This window comes from Priestia sp. Y58 (assembly GCF_029522095.1).
Classification (GTDB): domain Bacteria; phylum Bacillota; class Bacilli; order Bacillales; family Bacillaceae_H; genus Priestia; species Priestia megaterium_E.
The window spans coordinates 435,638-455,013 of sequence record NZ_JAKWFL010000002.1 but is presented as its reverse complement, the minus strand read 5'-3'; the positions used below and the strand labels follow the sequence as shown (position 1 = coordinate 455,013).

Sequence of the window (19,376 nt, the reverse complement as noted above, 5' to 3'; positions counted from 1 at the left end):
ATTTGACTGCTGTTTTCCTTTTAATCTCTGAGATTAATCATAATTAAAACAAGTTTTTTACAGAAAGAGGAATGTAAGTAAACAGATAAAAAGCTCGTTTCGCAATGAAATCGTCATATTTCTACATATTCTTTAAGGGTCATGTAAAAGTTGTAACATAATGAATGGCACTGTAAGAAACTTAATCCAATTAGAACAAATGTTACTGTTTTTTTTAATGAAAAGGCGAATCTATGTGCTAAGGTAATAACAGGTTCAAATTTTAGGAGGTAGTTTTTGTGAGTAAAAAACGTGTAAAAAAATGGGCAGTTGCTTCTGCAGCGTCTGTAGCATTTCTAGCAAGTCAAGGAACAGCATCAGCAGCAGCTTCGCACAAAGTCGTAAAAGGAGATACCTTGTGGGGGCTTGGCCAACAAAATGGGGTTACGGTAGATGAGCTGAAAGGTGCTAATAACCGCCAAAACGACATGATTTACGTTGGAGAAACATTAACGATTCCTGACCAGGGACAAGCACAACCTGCCGCTAGTCCGGCAACATCTGTACATACAGTAGCACAAGGCGAAACGTTATATCATATTGCAACACAAAACGGCATGACTGTGGATCAGTTAAAAGCTGTTAACGGTTTACAAAGTGATATCATTACCATCGGACAAACATTAAAACTTCAAGGAGAAGCACCGGCGCCGGCACAAACTGCTCCGTCTACATCGGTTTCTGCACAAGATCAAGATTTACTAGCTAGATTAGTAGAGGCAGAAGCAAAAGGTGAGCCGTACCAAGGAAAAGTAGCGGTAGCAATTGTGGTATTAAACCGTGTAGCTTCACCAGAATTCCCAAATAACATTCACGACGTTATTTATCAGCAGCTAGGAAACGGCGTATATCAATTCTCACCAGTAGCAAATGGAGCAATTAATCAGCCTGCATCAGAAGAATCAAAACGAGCGGTAAGCGAAGCATTATCAAACCCGCATGAAAACGATGCGCTGTTTTTCTATAATCCGAAAATCGCTGAAAGCCAATGGGTTGCAACGCAGCAAGTAACGGCAGTTATCGGAAACCATGTATTTGCAAAATAAGTAGATTTCTTTCAAATATAAACATATATTTCATATATATGTAATGTTGATGCAAAGAGTCTGCTACAGAAGTATCTTGGTTAAAGTAAAATCCAAACTATTAATATTAATAGTTTGGATTTTTAAGTCTAATTGAACCTTAAAATACCTTAACAGATCCATCTGTTAAGGTATTTTTTTGCTTAAATTTCGAGAAAACCATTGATTATTTAGAGAATAATGATATGATAAAGGAAGTCAATTGATAATGATAATCATTTACATATGATAGAGGAGGAGATAACTAGACTTCTAGATGAAAGAAAGGAGCAAGGGAAGTTGAAGTTTTATCAGTTAATTCTTGTGTTTGCTGTACTATCGATTTTGTCTCTTTTTGTAGGAGTACAAGATCTGTCAGCGATGGATCTATTTCATTTAACAAAAGAAGAAAGCCAAACGCTGTTTTTTAGTCGTTTTCCTAGGCTTTTGAGTATTATTATGGCGGGAATGAGCCTTAGTATTTGCGGATTAATTATGCAGCAAATTACGCGAAATAAGTTTGTATCTCCAACAACGGCAGGAACGATGGACTGGGCAAGGCTTGGTGTGTTGATTTCTCTACTAGTATTTGCTTCAGCAAGTCCTCTATTAAAAATGAGCATTGCTTTCATTTTCTCACTGGCGGGCAATCTATTGTTTATGAGAATACTAGACAGAATTAAATTTAACGATACGATTTATATTCCACTAGTCGGTTTAATGCTCGGCAGTATCGTAAGTTCCTTGGCTACCTTCATTGCCTACAAATACGATTTGATTCAAAACCTTTCTTCATGGCTTCAAGGCGACTTTTCGCTAGTAGTCAAAGGGAGATATGAACTCTTATACCTTAGTATACCGCTCTTAATAATTGCTTATCTTTACGCAGATAAGTTCACGGTTGCTGGTATGGGAGAAAGCTTTTCAATCAATTTAGGCGTGAAATACAAACAAATCGTAAACATTGGATTAGTCATTGTTTCGCTTATTACGTCGATTACGATTTTGACCGTTGGCATGCTGCCTTTTTTAGGATTAATCATCCCAAATATCGTATCGATTTACCGTGGAGATCATTTGCGCAAAAGCCTGCCTCATACAGCGCTGCTTGGAGCTGTGTTCGTACTTGCGTGCGATATTTTAGGCAGAGTCATTATTTTCCCTTATGAAATCTCTATTGGGTTAATGGTAGGTGTAATAGGAAGTGCGATCTTTCTTTTTATGCTGATAAGGAGAGGTCGTTATGCATAACAAACATAAAATTATCATTCTTGCCGCGCTGGCCATTTTATCAGCGGCGCTGTTTATCAGCTACGATTTAGGCTACTGGCAGTACACGCTGCCGCGAAGAATTGAAAAAGTCGCTGCGATTGTTTTAACTGGAGGAGCCATTGCGTTTTCATCCGTTATCTTTCAAACGATTACCAATAATCGAATTCTAACTCCTAGTATTCTAGGACTGGATTCACTGTATTTATTTCTGCAAACGTTTATTGTGTACATTTTTGGCTCAACGAATATTGTCATCATGAACAAAAATCTTAACTTTCTTCTTTGCGTTTCGCTGATGATTATTTTTTCGGTCTTGCTTTACATACTGATGTTCAAAAAAGCCGGTAAGAATATTTTCTTTATTTTACTGGTTGGAATTGTGTTCGGCACGTTATTTAAAAGCATGTCTTCATTTATGGAAATGCTGATTGATCCCAATGAATTTCAAGTTGTACAAGATAAATCATTTGCAAGCTTTAACAATGTCAATACTGATTTGCTATACATAGCAGCCGTCATATTTATCCTGCTTGGCATTTACGTATGGCGTTTTACATCCATTTTTGATGTACTGTCGCTAGGAAGAGAACATGCAGTAAATTTAGGGATTGATTATGACAGGCTTGTCAAAAAAATGCTGATTGTGATTGCCATTTTTGTCTCAGTGGCTACAGCGTTAGTTGGACCGATCACCTTTCTTGGACTGCTTGTTGTGAACCTTGCGAGAGAGCTGTTCAAAACGTACAAGCACACCTATTTAATGATGGGATCACTGCTGCTTAGTGTTATAGCCCTCGTCGGAGGAGAGTTTATCGTTGAAAAAGTGTTCACCTTCAGCACCACGCTGAGCGTCATCATTGACTTTGCCGGCGGAATTTACTTTATTTATTTGCTGCTAAAGGAGAATAAATCATGGTAGAAGTAACAAATGTCAGTAAAACATACGGAGAAAAAACCGTTTTAGAAAAAACATCCGTCGTGATTCCAAAAGGGAAAATCACGTCATTTATCGGCCCAAACGGAGCGGGTAAAAGTACGCTGCTTTCAATTATGAGCCGTCTCATTAAAGCCGACTCAGGATCAATATCAATAGAAGGAAAAAATATAGAGAATATTGACAGCTCGGATTTAGCCAAAAAAATGAGTATTTTAAAACAGTCCAATCAGCTCAATATCAGGCTTAGCGTGCGTGAACTCGTCAATTTTGGCCGGTTTCCTTATTCAAAAGGACGGTTAACAAAAAGCGATGAACAAGCGGTTGATCGAGCGCTGAGCTATATGAAGCTTGAAAGTATTCAAGATAAATACTTAGATGAACTGAGCGGGGGACAGTGTCAGCGAGCTTTTATCGCCATGGTCATCGCACAGGACACGGAGTATATCTTCTTAGATGAACCGCTCAATAACTTAGATATGAAGCATTCTGTTGAAATTATGAAGCTGTTGAAACGTCTCGTAGAAGATTTAGGCAAAACCATTGTGATTGTCATTCACGATATTAATTTTGCGTCTGTCTATTCGGATTACATCGTGGCGCTTAAAAACGGTGAAGTGATCCGTGAAGGCCCAACAGAAACCATCATTCAAACGTCTGTATTAAAGGATATATACGATATGGATATTCCAATCGAAACGGTTGGCGGACAGCGTATTTGCGTGTATTTTTCATAAAATTTATTCATGAGGTGACAAAAGTGAAAAAAGTGTTAGTAATGTTTGTAGCAGTCTTAACTGCGATTGTTGTAGCTGCTTGCGGTAATCAAGGAGCAAAAGAAACAACAGGTGGAGAAAGTAAGCAAAAAGAGACGGTAACAGTAACCGATCAGTTCAATAAAGACGGAATTAAAATTGAAAAAAACCCTAAAAAAGTTGTAGTATTCAGCATGGGTGCACTTGATACGCTAGATAAACTAGGCGTTGAAGTAGCGGGCTTGCCAAAACAAGCGATCCCGGAGTATTTATCGAAGTATCAAGATGATAAGTACGCTAATGTAGGTGGCTTAAAAGAGCCAGATTTTGAAAAAATTGCAGAACTAAAGCCAGACTTAATTATTATTCAAGGCCGCCAAGCAGATTCATTTGATGAATTTTCAAAAATTGCCCCGACGATCTATATCGATACGGACAACCAGCACTATATGAAGTCATTTAAAGAAAACACAAAAGTACTAGGACAAATTTTTGATAAAGAAGATCAAGCGAAAAAAGAGCTAGCAGCAATTGATAAGCAAATTGCAGATTTGAAAAAACAAGCGGACAAACTAGATAAAAAAGCGCTTGTAATGATGGCGAATGATAGCAAAATGACAGCGTTTGGTCCAGGTTCTAAATACGGATTAATTCACGATGTCTTCGGTATCAAGCCAGCAGACGACAGCCTAGATCCATCGGCTAAGCACGGTCAAAGCATTGCATATGAATATTTAGTTAAACAAAACCCGGACTACTTATTCGTGGTTGACCGCGGTGCAGCAATTGGTGAAAAATCATCAGCCAAACAAATTGTTGAAAATGAGTATGTAAAAGAAGTCAATGCAGTGAAAAACAACCACGTTGTGTATCTTGATCCAGGTCTTTGGTATTTATCTGGAGGAGGCCTTGAGTCAATGGCAGGCATGATTAAAGAAATTAAAGCAGGTATAGAGAAGTAATAGAGAAAAAGGAGCTGGTTATAATCAGCTCTTTTTTTGTGCATCGACTGGGGCAAGCTTTTCCCTGTACCAAATTATGATATTAATAAATACCCTGAATGCAGAAAATTTGTGGAGATGGGCTATCATAACACGCAATTTGATTTTAGGTTAGATCCGCACCGAATGGGAGAAATATTCCAGGGACAGACGCCAAGCAGAAATGGCGGAGACTTGAGCGTAACGCCTCCACCGGAAGCTTTTCCCGTTCCTCACTTATCTGAAATGCCAAATGAGCACGCTCCAGGTTTAGGAGACATGAACGCATAAAAATATGCGAATTAGCTTTAATGAATTAGAGCTAAAGTAAATAAAAAAACATTGACTGAGAGCTAGTAGTCAATGTTTTTTTATGTTTCTTCAACTGTCATTCCTCTAAAGGTAAGAACATCTCGTCGTTTGCATAAGCTCCGGATGAAATGTTTGTTCTACATCTATTTGTTAATTTAATTGTTTTTTACAAGAAGAAAAGGGAATACTTTCTTTAATCGCTTGTAATTGAAAGCTAATAAGGGGCATGCTGCTATGAGTAGTCAACAAGATGAATTTTTATTTAAAAGAGAGCTCTATCGCTTAGTACAAGAATACAAACGCTGTAAAGTTGAAGAAATTAGACGGGCAATTAAAAAGGATATTCTTCTTTTGAAGAAGGTTATAAATAACTGAAATAGACAAAAACTAGAAAAAAGCTCATGTTGGTTAATAAATGAGCTTTTTTTGCCTGCTTTAAACTTGTTCAAACGAATTAGTATGTCTATACATGATCTTGGGAAGATTATGAATCATATTAAACAGAGCTAACGCAGCTGTTTCTGGTTCTTCATAACGATAAATGAAATTGTTTTCAATATCGCAGATTTGAAAACTGTTTAATTGTTTTGAATAACTTAGTGTAAACCTATTGGCAAGAGTATGAGTAATGTCGCTATCTTTATAATTTAATAAATTTGCTATCATGTGCTTAATTTCAGTTAGGTTCATCCACCAAGTCACCCTTTCATGTTATTGAGGTTATCATACCATGTACAGGTAATTTGAATACTGTTTTTTACAATTTGTAACAACAATTTTTAAAATGAAACACAAAGGTAATAAAAAGTTAAAACGAGCAGCTTAACGCACGCTGAATATTTCCTATGAGGGTGTAGGCTTTTCTTTGTAGTGGGTCAACTCCAACTTTTTATTCGCGATTTCTTTTAGACCAATACGAATCATACTGAATACCAAAATCCATAAGATAACCGTTAAAATCGTATGTCCCGCTGGAAAAATACCTAGTATAGGTGAGTCCCAAAGAGCGTGCATAAAAACGACAAGCAAAAATACACCGAGAAATTTTGGTTTTATCAACATGTTCCACTGAAATTTCTTATCTCCTTGCACGATGCAGACGGCAGCTCCAGTCAAGGCAGCCCAAGCCACATGTCCTCCAGGAGCAAAAATACTGCGCCAGAGTATTGTAGAATAAAGCATGTGAAAGCTGCCGGAAAGAAGTGCTCGCAAAGCATAGCCAGCGGTTTCAAAAGCAGCAAAACCAGCTCCTATTGCAGCTCCTAAAAGAAGGCCGTTAAGGATATATCTATATTTAAGATTGCGCACAAAATAAATAACAGCGATAACTTTGGCCAGTTCTTCACATATTCCAATTACGATCACGTTTGTGTTATTTCCAAGAATATCGTAAAACACAAGTGCTAATAAAAGTGAGAGGATTCCGCCAATAAAAACGACATAAACAATTTTGTAAATAGCAATATTCTGCGGAGCGTTCATTTCCCAAAAGAAAATGAGCGTAGTAAATGGCACTGCAAAAGCACCAACTACAATAAGACCGGGTATGAAGTTAATATTTTCGAACAAGCTCACGCCTAGATACAGCCCTAAGTATGCAACAAGCGCAATAAGAAAGACCCTTGCAAAAAGCCATGGCTTTGGCCATGTATTTACAACTTCTTCTATTTTAGGAGTCGTAAGCCCTGTTCCTACAATAAAAAGCCGTTCAGCTTCCATTTCACTGTGCTGTCGAAAGACTCGAGAGAATATATTTCGAAATTTAGGTTCAACCGAACGTTCATTTCTTGGAATTTTATCAACACGATGGGCAAACAAGTAGAATATGCTGTAGTTTTCGTCATGTTTCACGATCTCATGGCCGCAATTTAAGCAGAATTTTACCCCTTCCGGATTAGAATAAGCGCAATGGGGGCATTTCATTTATCTTCCTCCTTTTTCTAGATAGAAATCGTTTGACGCTTGTCTTATGACATCTTCTACATATATTATGTGAACTGATGAAAAAAGCATAAGAGGGTTTGGCAGGTAATTTGCTTAAATAATGGAATGGTACAGAAGCTATTGCTGAAAGAGACCTCATGAAACTAAAAAAAGGCTGCGTGATAAGCCGAACATTCGACTTACAGCACAGCCCTTTATATGATTAAAAATGTGGATGTAAGCCTGTTTTCTTTACAATGCTACTACGCAATAAAAAAGCTTCCTGAAATAAAAACGATGACACCAATAACCATCATTAATGTTTCGCGGTCTTTTTTTCCGGATTTTTTATTAGCAGGAAGCAGCGATTTTGCAAGAGGCTTGGCAAAAATGATGACAAGCATGCAAACAGCAGCAAAGATGCCAAGCGTCACCTGAAAATTCCCTTCAATAAAGACGCATGCCATTAAAAGTACAAGACTTATTTTTAGAAAAATTTTTGATAGGTTCACTATCAACACTCCTTTAGAACACTTAATACGAAAGACTTAGTGATTTTTTTATGTGCCTGTTGTTTTCTACCGCTTGAAGGAGAAAATGAGCGACGTCAGAACGGCTGATGTTGCGTCCGTTTTCTGGTATGCTAGCTTCTCCTATACGATAATACGTAGTTAGTGGACCGCTCGTTAGACCCATTGGCCGAGCAACGGTCCAGTCGAGTCCGCTTACCTTCAAGAGCTTCACGGCTTCGTGATGATCGCGAAGCACATTTTTTAAAATACGCTGAGCAAGCCAGCCCGTCATGCCTGGAATTTCTCCGTCGATTCCGGCAGAAGCCGTGTAGGCGATACGCTGAATTCCGTTTTCGTTCATACATTGAATCAGCAGATTTGTCGTTTCTACTAAAAGGGTAGAATGCCCTAGATTTTCGGTTCCAAGACAAGAAATTACTGCATCACACCCTCGCATAGCCTGACATACTTCATAATAATCAAGCACGTCGCCTTGTATGATGTGTACGTTCGCATGCGTTACCTTAAGCTTAGATGGATTTCGCACAAAAGCTTTTACATAATGTCCGTTTTTAATCGCTTGCTTGATCACTTCTTGTCCGGTCCTGCCGCTTGCGCCAATCAAAAAAATGTTCATACGATCAACCCTTTCGTTTCAATGTAGGTAGTAAAAACGAAATTTTCTTTTACCATAACACATTTTTCTCGATTTAGCTTGTCAAAACATAAAAGCTACTTACGAGATTCATCAAAGTAAGAGGTATCCTCTGTTCTTTTTTGAAACTTATGTCATAGACTGTCTAGAAAACAAAGAAATGTACGAACGGTTTATAAAGGTGTTTAATGCTATAGAAGCGAAAGGGTATTATAGGAATAAGGGACGAACAGAAGGGGCGATGCACTATGAAAAAATCGGTAAGCCGAGCACGTGTTATCATAGTACTAATAGGTTTTCCGCTCATCTTTCTCATTATGGCACTTGTGACGGGTGAGTGGCGATATATGACTTGGATGATCCCGCCTGCACTGATGTCATGTTGGACGGCACTCTTCGTATTAAGGAAGCAAGAAGAAAGATAACAGGAAATTTGAACTATTGCATCGAATTTATAGAAAAAGTATAAAATGATAGAAAGCTATAGTAAGAAAATTTAATGAAGGACGGTGTGAAGATGAACGGACAACAGTTATTGTATGGGCTGCTTACGTCTAAAGGCGATATCCTAAGAGCTGCTTATGTGTTATGTGACCACCGCATTTATACGGAAATGTCAGCACAGTATCAGCAAACGGAGCATACGGATTTTCAAGCGTCATTGGTAGAAGAAATGAAATTGCTTGAAAAACAGCCTGAAGTAGACATGCATCTGCATATTTTGCTTGAAATGGCGAAGTTTTTTGAACTTCCCGTTTCTCATGCTACAACAAATGGCGAGCTGTACGAGTTAAGCGATAACATTGGAAATTTGCTTGTATCTAAATACAATGAGCTGTTTTCAATTGCACGCTGTCATACGCTAGAAGACGTAATGCGCCATCAAATCCGACTGTTCTTTCATCTAATTGATTCGCAATACATGATTGCTACAAATCGTCAGCAAGCTGTGTTTCAGCAGCAGCTGATGAATTGGATTGAACAGCTGCCCCCCATGTATCAGGAAAGAATGATTGATGCATTAGGAGAATATCAGCAGGAAGCACTTGTAAAACTGCTGCAAAAAAAAGGGACAATCGAGCTATACAAACAGCTTCCTCCGCACGCATACCCTGCTATTTCAAGCCTTATGGCAACCGTAATGAGTATCTTTATTCCCGTTAATTATCCGCCAGCACTGCTATTTAGTATGAATGCGCCTCTGTTTTTAATGGCGAGCTTTGAAAGTCATGAAATTATTGCAAAACGCAAAGAAGCTGGAACTTTTTTACCGCTGTTATTAGTAGTTGTTCAGCTGATGTGGACGTACAAGCTTGAGCATCAGGATGAGCTGTTGAATTATCAGTCTCTGCTGATCAAGTGGTCATCTGTACACACAGCGTATCAAGATTATATGAAAAAGAAAGAGCAGTCACTGTTTGACCGTGAACGGTTAGACAGCTTTATTTACAAAACAGAGCAGTATGTTAAGCAGCTCCGCGCTACGGAGAAAAAGACGGTGAAGCAAATTGAAACGCTCAAAACAGCCATTCGCCATCAGCTTGATGAAATGGAGCTCACATCATTAAACGGAGGGCTTGTGCTTCAAAAAATGATTGAAGAGCATGAATCATTAAAACAAGATGTAGAAGAACTGCAGCGCAAGCTTTCGATTAAAGGTGACTTCTTCTCTAAAGTAAGGCTGACGTTCCGTTCTGCAGAACGAGCCGTCAAAAGCAAAGTGAAAGAAGTAGAGCGTAAAAAAGTGCTTATGCAAATGACGGACTTTATTTTAGCAAATCGCTTGCCCGTATGCGTGGATATTCAAAATGAAATTTATGATTATCAAGACGAGCTGACGACGACTATTTTTCAAATTAATCAGCAGGTCGAGCTGCTTGAAGAAACAAAACAAAGCCGCCAGCTAGCCGATGCAAAAGTACGCCGCTATGATCAAGAAATAAAGCGATTTGAACGGAACTACTACGGCTTAAAAGAAGGAACAATTGAAGAGATGGCACAGTGAAACTGGGACAAACGTATTTTATCCGAACGAGTTTGATTCTTGATGGAGAATCAAACTCGTTTAGTTATGTCTCAATCTTATTCTCTGTCTGTAGGAGCGGACAGCTGATCTTTATACTCATCTACATAGAGCATGCCGTTTGTTGACACAACTGCATACAGCACTTGGTTCAACTGAAGCTGACGATTTGAAAGCTCAAGGTTGATCCACTGTTCGGTATATTGAGATGTTAAATTTTTATGAATAATTTCTCCGTCCATGATGAGCTCTACCGGTAAATTCATTTCTTTAAACGGCTTAGACAAAACGTCCTGTTTGGCAATGTTTTGATAAGCAGTTTTCTTTAATACCGACAGTTTTCCGCTTACTTCTAAAACAGCAAATTCTACTTCAGCAATATTGAACGTTCCTAGTTCTCGTAAATGCTGATTCAAGTCATCAATAGAATATTTGACTTTTTTCATATTTGCTTCAAGAAGCTTTCCTTTTTCCATAATAACCGTCGGGCGACCTGAAATCCATTTTCGCAAGCGTCTGCTTTTTAAAGCTGTTGATGCTAAAAGAAAATGAGTGGCCACAAGAAAAGCAAAAGAAGCGAACATCGGCAGAAATTTTAATTTTAAATCAAATCCCATATTTGCGATGAACGACCCAATGATGATGGACATCGCAAATGTAAAATGATTATTATGCGTGTTAATTTGTTTTCCAATCAGGAAAGTTGTAACACTCAAGATAATAAAAGAAACAAAGGTTCTAAGAAGGGACATGAGAATGTCTTCCATAAGTTGGGATGTCACCTGCTTTCTCATAAATAGAAAGAGTATCTATCTCTATAGCGTTATCCATTTAAAGGATCGTTATACAAGAAAAAACATCAAGAAGAAGTGCTGATAATGCGTTCACATTCAGCTGCTTAAAAAGGGGCAGAAAGGCTGTAGGTAAGGGATAAAAGCAAACAAAAAGAATGTGCAAATTCCTTTGAATTTTTTTGGAGGATTTGTTACAATAAAGGTGCTTATTTTTGTTCGGTAAGGATAGTTCGAAGTGTTCGTCTTGACTTATTGTAAGAGCAGGAATAGAGTAATACACAATGTGTGGATTGTCACACAAGGAGGAAAAGAGATATGTTACAAGGTAAAGTAAAATGGTTCAACGCTGAAAAAGGTTTCGGTTTCATCGAAGTAGAAGGACAAGACGATGTATTCGTTCATTTCTCTGCTATCCAAGGCGAAGGTTTCAAAACTTTAGAAGAAGGTCAAGAAGTTACATTTGAAATCGTTGAAGGCAACCGTGGACCACAAGCTGCTAACGTTCAAAAGTAATTTTTTTTATAAAGTTTAAGCCGATCAGCAGAACGTTTCTCTGGTCGTTCGTTAAACTAAACTGGGAGAAGGCCCCTTTTATAAAAGGGGTCTTTTCTTGTTCGCTTTTTACACCTTGTTGACGATTTCTTTGATTTTGTAGAAGTATTCAAATATGAAAAAAACTAGTCACGCAGTATAAAAAAAGCGTATAATGAAATGATGAAAATAGGAATTGTAGAGCAGAAAGGATTTTAAAACGTATGAGCAACCAACTTCAAGAAACGATGGTCGATTCACGTCGTACATTCGCCATTATTTCTCACCCGGATGCCGGGAAAACAACGTTAACAGAAAAAATGCTGTTACTGGGCGGAATGATTCGTTCAGCCGGAACGGTTAAAGGAAAAAAATCAGGCAAGTTTGCTACATCTGACTGGATGGAAATCGAAAAACAACGTGGAATTTCGGTTACATCAAGTGTTATGCAGTTTGAGTATAAAGATCACTTTATTAACATCTTGGATACACCAGGACACGAAGACTTCAGTGAGGATACGTATCGTACCTTAACGGCTGTAGACAGTGCGGTCATGGTTATTGACGGAACAAAAGGGATTGAAGCACAAACGCTTAAACTTTTTAAAGTTTGTCGTATGCGCGGTATTCCCATCCTAACATTTATCAATAAATTAGACCGTGAAGGAAAAGAGCCGCTTGAGCTGCTTGAAGAAATTGAAGATGTACTCGGTATTGAATCATACCCTGTAACGTGGCCAATTGGCATGGGGAAACGATTCCAAGGAACGTATGACCGTTTTTCAAAGCAAATTGAAGTGTATCAAGGAAACAAAGAGTCTTATTTTGCAGACTTTGACGGTGAAAATATCGACGATGAAATTAAAAAACACGTCGATGAAATGTATTTACCAGGCTTAGTGGATGATTTGTCTCTATTAGACGAAGCAGGTAATGATTTTTCAATCGAAAAAGTAAAGCAAGGCTTATTAACGCCTGTTTTCTTCGGAAGTGCGATTGCAAACTTTGGCGTACAGTCTTTCTTTAATTCATTTTTACAATTAACATCACCGCCGCAGCCTCGTGAATCAACAAATGGCACCGTTCAGCCTACGGATGAAAACTTCTCAGGTTTCATCTTTAAAATTCAAGCGAACATGAACCCGGCTCACCGCGACCGCATTGCGTTCGTACGCGTATGTTCAGGAAAATTCGAGCGTGGAATGAACGTGACGTTAGCAAGAACGAACCGTAAAATGAAGCTAGCGCAGTCTCATCAGTTCTTGGCATCAAGCCGTGAAACAGTAGACATAGCGTATCCAGGGGATATCATTGGCTTGTATGACTCAGGCACGTATCAAATTGGCGATACCATTGTAGGAGAGGGAAAAGTATTCGAATTTGACGCTCTTCCAAAGTTCCCGCCTGAACTGTTTGTAAAAGTTCGTGCGAAAAATGCAATGAAATCCAAGCACTTTGAAAAAGGGATTAATCAGCTTGTACAAGAAGGAGCCGTACAGCTTTACCGTACGCCGTTCTTTGGAGACTATATTTTAGGAGCAGTCGGTGAACTTCAGTTCCAAGTGTTTGAACACCGTATGAAAGGTGAGTACAATGTCGATCTTGAATTCACGCGCATGTCTCATAACATTGCAAAATGGGTAGACAAATCAACAATTGAAGATCGCATGCTAGATTCTCGCGTAATGCTAGTAGAAGATCGTGATAAGCATGCCGTTCTTATGTTTGAAAACGATTTTGTATGGCGTTTGTTCCAGGACAAATATCCATCTGTTAAATTCCTAGACCCGTTTAATCTATAAAAGAGTATAAAAAAAGGAAAACGATACATACTACTTTCATAAGTAGACAGTCGATTTTCCTCCTTTGCTTAAGAGTCAGTATTTACTGGCTCTTTTTTTTAATGAGCCACTGATTTTAAATTTAAAAGAATGACTCCTGCAATGATTAATACGATGCCAAATACCATCGTAAGACTGCCGCTTTCTTTCCAAATGACTACACCAATCACAGCTGTCACAGCAGTTCCTACACCAGACCAAATGGCATATGCAACGCTGAGTGGAATGTGCTGAAGCGATGTGGAAAGCGCATAGAAAGCAAGACCAAATCCTAATAAAACACCAAGACTAGGCCAAAATTTTGTAAATCCGTTTGATGCTTTTAACATAGATGTACCAAATAACTCTGAACTAATTGCAATTGCTAAAAATAAATAGGCTTTCATCGAAAACCCTCCTCTGTTAATTTCCGAAGTTGTTGTTGAATCTGTTTTTGCATGTCTGGATCCACGGGTGCGAGCCCAAACATTTGACTGAACCATAATCCGTCAGCTGCTAAGCGCACAATGGTAGCAAGGACTGGATCAATGTCGTCTTGTTCAATGTGCTGCTGCCACTTTTCGTATTGCTTTTGAAAATGCTGCAGGAGTTCAGGATTGGTTGCAATACCTGCAAGCAACCCTGCGCTCATCGCTTGTTCACGCTGAAGGTCATGAAGCGTCTCAGCGAGATAAGCCCGGCTCCATTTGCCAGGAGCATCATCATGTTCAATTTGTACGTGTAGCCCGTCATCATATTGCTTTGTGACTGAATAGAGCATTTGCTTGATCAATTCATCTTTTGAAGAGAAGTGATACAACAAACCGCCTTTACTGACGCCGGCTTCTTTTGCTACTTTTTCAAGCGTTAACTTTCCAACGCCGTCACGCTGTACGACCTGAGTGGCCGCAAGCAATATATCATCATATGTAGACACATGAATTTCCTCCTTTTTGATTTTCCCTAGAATACTTTACCGTCTGGACGGTTTGTTTGGCAATACTTTTATTTCGAATTTCAAAAATTTTTTTTGCGCACACTAACAAGTAAAGTATAAAAAGAAAAATAAAGGATGAATTACAGGATTTATCTCTTTACTATATGAAGAAAAAGGAAAAATAAAGCCTGGGTATTCGAAAGAACAAAGAAAGGTGTGAAGAAACAGATGAGGGATGTGTATCAAAGTTTTCAAGAATTATCTCAGTGTGAACGAGCCGGAATCGATTACGAAATAGAGTGTGTCATTCGCCGGAGGGAAATCGTCGTGCTTGCGATTCACGGGGGAACGATGGAAATTGGGACAGAAGAAGTAGCGGAAAAAATAGCGGAAAAGCTGAACGCAACGGTGTACGTATTTAAAACGCTGAAAGCAGAAAATCCGTTTGAATTACATATTACGTCTGCAAACTACGATGAAGAAATGGCGCGTCATCTCGTTAAAAAATCAGAGATCACCATTTCTCTTCACGGTGCCTACAGCGATGCCTGCACAACTTATATCGGAGGAAGAGACGAAAAGTTAGAAAAAGCGGTGCGTCAAGCGCTTTCGAATTTTCCGATCAGTGAAACGCCCGTCCATTTAAAAGGCGTTTCACCTCGAAATATCGCCAACAGCAATCAACGGCATAAAGGACTGCAGCTTGAAATCACCACTCCGCAGTATGAACAATTATTACAGGATGAGCAGCTGTTTAACGAGTATGTGAATGCGGTAGTATCGGCTGTGAACTCTGTGATGTGAAAATAAATTCAACAGCTTCCTGCACGTTGGATGCAATAAAAGCTGCTTGTACGTCAGCCCATTTTTCCCGTGCATGTAACGTGTCGTGTCCAGCTCCTGTTAACACTAAAATACATTGTGCTCCTGCTGCATCGGCCGCTACGAGGTCTTTCCACCGGTCCCCAATCACGATGCAGTTAGCCAAATTTAAGCTGTGCTCCTTGGCTGCTTGTAGCAGCATGCCCGTCCTTGGTTTGCGGCACGAAAAATTGTCTGAATCTTCATGAGGACAAAGGTAAACATCATCAAACCCAAAAGCTAAAAGCTCAGAGATAAACTGTGATTTCTTTACCTTTCCTTTTGCAACATCGGGCTGATTCGTAAAGGAAAACAGCGGAATGTTTTGTTTCTTTATGTCTTTAATCGCTTGCTTTGCTTGGGGGAACAGCTGAAAATCACCTGGATATTGAATGTCATTACTGCCGCCAATGGTTCCGTCTCGATCTAAAAATATTGCTTCAATCATGTTAATCACCTCTTTTTCTATCATAATATAAAACAGGATTAATTTGGTAAAAACTTTGTTTTTTGAAAAAAATCAAAGAAATATGACTGTCTTTTTACTTCTCATCATATGGATAAGTTAAATAGAAATGGTGAGGAGGGGAAAACAAGTGAACGAAGAATCGTTTTATTCACCATTTATAAGCGAAGACGGAAAGAAAAAAACAATTGGAGAAATTGAGTTTTCAGATGTGCAGCGCATGATGGAAAAACATTTAGAAGAAGGCTATCAGCTTGAGTTCAAGCGCGAAGTAAGCTCAACGGTCAAACGGAAAATTCCAAATATCATCGCTTCGTTTGCCAATGAAAAAGGAGGGTGGCTTATTTTTGGCGTAGATGAAGACGACCATTCCATTAACCTGCTCGAGCGCAAGGAATATGAGCTGTTTATTAATAATATGCTGAAAGATGTCACCAATCCCATTCCTCGTATCGTTACGCGTTTTTTATCACCTGAAGATCACACCGGGCAAGGTGTTTTTGTTATTTGGATTCCCGAAGGTCCGAACCCTCCGTACATGTCTTACGGGAAAATTTACAGAAGAATTGGAAGCGGCACATCTCCCGTTACGGAAATCGATGATCGCTATCATTTAGATCGACTCTATCAAAAATCCGAGGATCAAACGCAGCGAATAGAGGAATTTTGTACAAAAGAACTGTCTATCTATAACAGAAAATGGCCGATGCACGGGAAAAGCTATATTCATTACGGGATGTGTAATATGTACGTGCTGCCACTATATGATTTGCATTTAGTTGAACAAATGGAAGAAGAACGGTTAAAGCAATATATTTTAAGCAAGTCTAGCGAGCCAAAACACTATCGGTTGGACGACGAGAGTACGGTGATGCTGCATACACCGTTTGTTAAAGCCTCTTATTCAGCGGAATCCATCATTTTTCGAAGCACAGATGTGATTGATGCGTATGATAAAACAATTGCGTGGGAGCAGTTTTATAACGGATCAGCTAAGTTTCATATACCTATTCCGTATATGGAAGAATCAAAACAAATTCATGACGTATTAAAGTCAAGTATTTCAAGCTACATCGATGAGACGATTTTTGAGCAGTTTCAATATATAAACGGACCCTTTTTTCTCACATCTTTAATCAGCTGCATCGGCGGATACATTGATTGTATGATGGAATTAAAAGCAGAGCTGGAAGATATGATTATTGTGATTGACTTAGAGAACGTTCGAAACGATGTGCTTTACTTTCCGCATGAGCAATTTCAAACATTTTTAGAAGAAGAAGGGCTCGTCTTTTCAGATAAAAAGCAATACCGATTTAATCGATCATTTAAAACGACAAAATTGGGAGGGAATTTGGAGCTTCTTGCCTACGTTGATTATATCGTGACAGCGTTTGGCCTTTCAAAAAACCAGTCCATTGACTTTCTTAAACACTCGTTAAATCAAGGATAAAATATACAATTTTTTGACAATAACTAAAAAAATGACAAAAGTGAAAAAAAGTATGATAATATCTTTCGTAAGTAATGAGCAAGTAAAGAAGAGAAAGGGGACTCTTTTTTACGGATGCCGTTGCTAGGTAGGGTTAAACATAAGGGGAGAAAAGGCAATGAAAAAAGCGACATCCATACTTCTAATTGTCCTAGCACTGGCTGGGTTAGGAGGAGTATGCGCTGCTTATTACCATTTGGAGCAGCAAAAGCAAACGGAAGAAATGACGTATGAACAGAAGTACATAACCGTAAGAAATGCATGAAAAAACCAGCCGATCGGCTGGTTTTTTTGGGTTTCAAGTCATAGTAAGTAAAATAAAGATTTTGCTTGTTCAGTTTTTTTAAATAACTCCAATGATGTATAGACGCAAAATAGAAAGCCAACGCTTGAAAAAATAAAAAACAAGCGGAGAAAAGGGCGTTTTTTTTGAATGCGAAAGTACGTAAAAACAGCGAGTGAACACACAAGCAGTACGCTCATAGCAGCAAATCGAATCGCGAGGTCTGCTAAATCATCAACCGTACGCTGAAACAATTTTAGCGTTTCATCGTTCAAATCAGTCTCAGGAATGTTCGTTTTGTCTTGCTGATTTAACACCCCTACATCCCATTTTTCTCGACTATAATCATGAGAAACCGTGTAGTAAAACGGACCAAGCTTTTTTTCATCTGCACCGTCATCAGCAAGTGCTGAAGCTGGATGCATGAATGCTAGAACAAAAAATAAAAAGCTCCACTTTCTCATTACCAAAGCCTCTTTCTAACTCAGACTATCTCCCATTATAAACCAAAAAATTTTATGTTTCCATCATCCCTCTTTCCTATTTCCATTTCTATATATAAAGTGAAAGGGGGAATAAAAGATGGCAGAAAAAATTCAGCATTCAAGCCAGCTTCGCTTAGTATTAGAACAAGGAATAAAAGAGGATGGAAAACCCGATTTAAAGACAAAATCCTATATGAACATTCAGCCTGGAAGTTCTGCAGATGCGCTTATTACAGCAAGTGAAACCATTGCCAGCCTGCAGTCGCTGCCGCTTGTTGAAATCAACGAAGTTGTCACGTTTTCACTTTTAAAATAAGAAAAGAGGTAGAGTATGAAAACTTTAACGATGCAGTTTTTAAATGAGTCCCAAAAAGCAGTAAGCCTATCGATTGAATCACCAAAAGATACGTTAGACGCAGCAGTCATTGCAGCAGCAATGAACGCGCTGATCGCAAGCGATGTCTTTACTTCAAGCGGCGGAGCGCTCGTTGCCAGAAAAGGCGCCCAAATTGTCGAGCGAAATGTAACCGAATTTACGATTTAAAAATGAAAGTCCTTCCACTTCGGTGCGAAGGGCTTTTTTAAAAGGAGAGAGGAAGATGACAGAGTGGTTTACGCTTGTCTCAGACGTTGGTTTTCCCGTTGTGGTGACGCTTTATTTACTTCACCGAATCGAAGCCAAGCTCGATACAGTTGTGCTATCCATTCAGCATTTAACCGACGAAGTAAAAAAGTGATTATGACAATTGTAAGGCAGTTGTCTTGGAAAAGTTGACGGATTTGACACCTCACACTACAATTAGTAGTGTGAGGTGTCAAATATGAAAATTGAAAAATTCAAATTTAACGAAACCGGCCTTAATCGCTTTTTTGGCCCGCTTGAAGCAAAAATTATGACGGCTTTATGGGACGGAAGTGAAATGTCCATTAAAGATGTGCAGCACGTGCTTGAGAAAGAAAAAGCAGTGAACTTCAACACCGTTATGACCGTTATGAATCGATTGGTGGAAAAAGGCGTGTTGCAAAAGCGTTTAAAAGGACGTACGTCGATGTATCAGCCGATTCTGTCTAAAGAGGAATTTATAGACGCTCAGTCGAAAGAGTTAACGCACGAATTGATCGACGAATTTGGCTCGCTTGCTGTTACTCATATGCTTGATGCGCTAGAAGAAGTGGATGATTCACTGTTAAGCATGCTCGAATCAAAAGTCAAACAGTTAAAAAAGGATGAATAATCA

General features: G+C 38.9%; 24 protein-coding genes and 1 pseudogene. 17 read left to right on the top strand and 8 right to left on the bottom strand.

Going from position 1 to position 19,376, the window contains the following annotated elements; all coding sequences use genetic code 11:
- Positions 1 to 278 precede the first annotated feature (278 nt).
- The 7 genes and pseudogenes from MMB68_RS08200 to MMB68_RS08170 all read left to right on the top strand — a co-directional run bounded on the left by MMB68_RS08200 (position 279) and on the right by MMB68_RS08170 (position 5,731).
- A complete protein-coding gene (locus tag MMB68_RS08200) occupies positions 279 to 1,085 on the top strand; it encodes a cell wall hydrolase (RefSeq protein WP_013057892.1) in 807 nt (268 codons plus the stop codon).
- Positions 1,086 to 1,403: 318 nt separating this feature from the next.
- On the top strand, positions 1,404 to 2,354 hold the full coding sequence (locus MMB68_RS08195; protein ID WP_013057891.1) for an ABC transporter permease: 951 nt from the start codon (positions 1,404 to 1,406) through the stop codon (positions 2,352 to 2,354).
- Positions 2,347 to 3,294: an iron chelate uptake ABC transporter family permease subunit gene (locus MMB68_RS08190; protein WP_264407967.1), complete on the top strand. Its 948-nt coding sequence runs from the start codon at positions 2,347 to 2,349 to the stop codon at positions 3,292 to 3,294. Before MMB68_RS08195 ends, MMB68_RS08190 begins: the two co-directional genes overlap by 8 nt.
- Complete coding sequence (locus MMB68_RS08185) at positions 3,288 to 4,046, top strand: iron ABC transporter ATP-binding protein (protein ID WP_277548528.1); 759 nt, start codon at positions 3,288 to 3,290, stop codon at positions 4,044 to 4,046. The genes MMB68_RS08190 and MMB68_RS08185 overlap by 7 nt, the downstream gene beginning before the upstream one ends.
- Positions 4,047 to 4,087: 41 nt before the next feature.
- On the top strand, positions 4,088 to 5,026 hold the full coding sequence (locus MMB68_RS08180) for a siderophore ABC transporter substrate-binding protein (RefSeq protein ID WP_260506694.1): 939 nt from the start codon (positions 4,088 to 4,090) through the stop codon (positions 5,024 to 5,026).
- A gap of 36 nt (positions 5,027 to 5,062) precedes the next feature.
- Positions 5,063 to 5,335, top strand: a pseudogene (locus MMB68_RS08175) (manganese catalase family protein); the annotation flags it as partial.
- Between the two features lie 255 nt (positions 5,336 to 5,590).
- On the top strand, positions 5,591 to 5,731 hold the full coding sequence (locus MMB68_RS08170) for a hypothetical protein (RefSeq protein ID WP_221784174.1): 141 nt from the start codon (positions 5,591 to 5,593) through the stop codon (positions 5,729 to 5,731).
- A gap of 468 nt (positions 5,732 to 6,199) precedes the next feature.
- On the opposite strand, the gene MMB68_RS08165 is transcribed toward MMB68_RS08170, so the two are convergent.
- From MMB68_RS08165 to MMB68_RS08155, 3 genes are all read right to left on the bottom strand, one after another.
- Positions 6,200 to 7,279: a PrsW family intramembrane metalloprotease gene (locus MMB68_RS08165; protein WP_221784175.1), complete on the bottom strand. Its 1,080-nt coding sequence runs from the start codon at positions 7,277 to 7,279 to the stop codon at positions 6,200 to 6,202.
- A 263-nt stretch (positions 7,280 to 7,542) separates the two neighbouring features.
- Positions 7,543 to 7,791: a hypothetical protein gene (locus MMB68_RS08160; RefSeq protein ID WP_221784177.1), complete on the bottom strand. Its 249-nt coding sequence runs from the start codon at positions 7,789 to 7,791 to the stop codon at positions 7,543 to 7,545.
- 22 nt (positions 7,792 to 7,813) lie between these two features.
- The gene (locus tag MMB68_RS08155; protein ID WP_034267848.1) at positions 7,814 to 8,428 is read right to left on the bottom strand and encodes an NAD(P)-dependent oxidoreductase; all 615 of its coding nucleotides are present in this window, start codon (positions 8,426 to 8,428) and stop codon (positions 7,814 to 7,816) included.
- Positions 8,429 to 8,963: 535 nt separating this feature from the next.
- Here MMB68_RS08155 and MMB68_RS08150 point away from each other — a divergent pair.
- Positions 8,964 to 10,451: a hypothetical protein gene (locus MMB68_RS08150; RefSeq protein WP_221784180.1), complete on the top strand. Its 1,488-nt coding sequence runs from the start codon at positions 8,964 to 8,966 to the stop codon at positions 10,449 to 10,451.
- A gap of 77 nt (positions 10,452 to 10,528) precedes the next feature.
- On the opposite strand, the gene MMB68_RS08145 is transcribed toward MMB68_RS08150, so the two are convergent.
- Positions 10,529 to 11,251, bottom strand: coding sequence for a DUF421 domain-containing protein (locus MMB68_RS08145; RefSeq protein ID WP_277447576.1), 723 nt, complete (start codon positions 11,249 to 11,251; stop codon positions 10,529 to 10,531).
- 327 nt (positions 11,252 to 11,578) lie between these two features.
- Between MMB68_RS08145 and cspD the strand changes: the two genes are divergently transcribed.
- Together cspD and MMB68_RS08135 are read left to right on the top strand one after the other, a co-directional pair.
- Positions 11,579 to 11,776: a cold-shock protein CspD gene (gene cspD, locus MMB68_RS08140; RefSeq protein ID WP_013057877.1), complete on the top strand. Its 198-nt coding sequence runs from the start codon at positions 11,579 to 11,581 to the stop codon at positions 11,774 to 11,776.
- Between the two features lie 242 nt (positions 11,777 to 12,018).
- Positions 12,019 to 13,596: a peptide chain release factor 3 gene (locus MMB68_RS08135; protein ID WP_221784182.1), complete on the top strand. Its 1,578-nt coding sequence runs from the start codon at positions 12,019 to 12,021 to the stop codon at positions 13,594 to 13,596.
- A gap of 98 nt (positions 13,597 to 13,694) precedes the next feature.
- Here the strand turns inward: MMB68_RS08135 and MMB68_RS08130 are convergent, their stop codons facing one another.
- Complete coding sequence (locus tag MMB68_RS08130; protein ID WP_013057875.1) at positions 13,695 to 14,021, bottom strand: DMT family transporter; 327 nt, start codon at positions 14,019 to 14,021, stop codon at positions 13,695 to 13,697.
- Entirely contained in the window at positions 14,018 to 14,551 is a 534-nt protein-coding gene (locus MMB68_RS08125) for a TetR/AcrR family transcriptional regulator (RefSeq protein ID WP_221784184.1), read from the bottom strand. The genes MMB68_RS08130 and MMB68_RS08125 overlap by 4 nt, the downstream gene beginning before the upstream one ends.
- Before the next feature lie 228 nt (positions 14,552 to 14,779).
- On the opposite strand from MMB68_RS08125, the gene MMB68_RS08120 reads away from it, so the two are divergent.
- On the top strand, positions 14,780 to 15,355 hold the full coding sequence (locus MMB68_RS08120) for a poly-gamma-glutamate hydrolase family protein (RefSeq protein WP_221784186.1): 576 nt from the start codon (positions 14,780 to 14,782) through the stop codon (positions 15,353 to 15,355).
- Here the strand turns inward: MMB68_RS08120 and MMB68_RS08115 are convergent.
- Positions 15,306 to 15,860 (bottom strand): HAD-IIIA family hydrolase, encoded by a 555-nt coding sequence (locus MMB68_RS08115; RefSeq protein ID WP_277548527.1) that lies wholly within the window; start codon positions 15,858 to 15,860, stop codon positions 15,306 to 15,308. The genes MMB68_RS08120 and MMB68_RS08115 overlap by 50 nt on opposite strands.
- Positions 15,861 to 16,008: 148 nt before the next feature.
- On the opposite strand from MMB68_RS08115, the gene MMB68_RS08110 reads away from it, so the two are divergent.
- Complete coding sequence (locus tag MMB68_RS08110; protein ID WP_264407958.1) at positions 16,009 to 17,331, top strand: AlbA family DNA-binding domain-containing protein; 1,323 nt, start codon at positions 16,009 to 16,011, stop codon at positions 17,329 to 17,331.
- Positions 17,332 to 17,488: 157 nt separating this feature from the next.
- Positions 17,489 to 17,635 (top strand): hypothetical protein, encoded by a 147-nt coding sequence (locus MMB68_RS08105; RefSeq protein WP_013057870.1) that lies wholly within the window; start codon positions 17,489 to 17,491, stop codon positions 17,633 to 17,635.
- Positions 17,636 to 17,673: 38 nt separating this feature from the next.
- Here the strand turns inward: MMB68_RS08105 and MMB68_RS08100 are convergent, their stop codons facing one another.
- Positions 17,674 to 18,117: a hypothetical protein gene (locus tag MMB68_RS08100; protein WP_221784191.1), complete on the bottom strand. Its 444-nt coding sequence runs from the start codon at positions 18,115 to 18,117 to the stop codon at positions 17,674 to 17,676.
- A gap of 118 nt (positions 18,118 to 18,235) precedes the next feature.
- Between MMB68_RS08100 and MMB68_RS08095 the strand changes: the two genes are divergently transcribed.
- The 4 genes from MMB68_RS08095 to MMB68_RS08080 all read left to right on the top strand — a co-directional run bounded on the left by MMB68_RS08095 (position 18,236) and on the right by MMB68_RS08080 (position 19,373).
- Complete coding sequence (locus MMB68_RS08095) at positions 18,236 to 18,454, top strand: DUF1659 domain-containing protein (RefSeq protein WP_013057868.1); 219 nt, start codon at positions 18,236 to 18,238, stop codon at positions 18,452 to 18,454.
- A gap of 15 nt (positions 18,455 to 18,469) precedes the next feature.
- Positions 18,470 to 18,682: a DUF2922 domain-containing protein gene (locus MMB68_RS08090; RefSeq protein WP_264407955.1), complete on the top strand. Its 213-nt coding sequence runs from the start codon at positions 18,470 to 18,472 to the stop codon at positions 18,680 to 18,682.
- 55 nt (positions 18,683 to 18,737) lie between these two features.
- On the top strand, positions 18,738 to 18,875 hold the full coding sequence (locus MMB68_RS08085) for a YvrJ family protein (protein ID WP_013057866.1): 138 nt from the start codon (positions 18,738 to 18,740) through the stop codon (positions 18,873 to 18,875).
- 84 nt (positions 18,876 to 18,959) lie between these two features.
- Positions 18,960 to 19,373, top strand: coding sequence for a BlaI/MecI/CopY family transcriptional regulator (locus MMB68_RS08080; protein WP_028409248.1), 414 nt, complete (start codon positions 18,960 to 18,962; stop codon positions 19,371 to 19,373).
- Positions 19,374 to 19,376 lie beyond the last annotated feature (3 nt).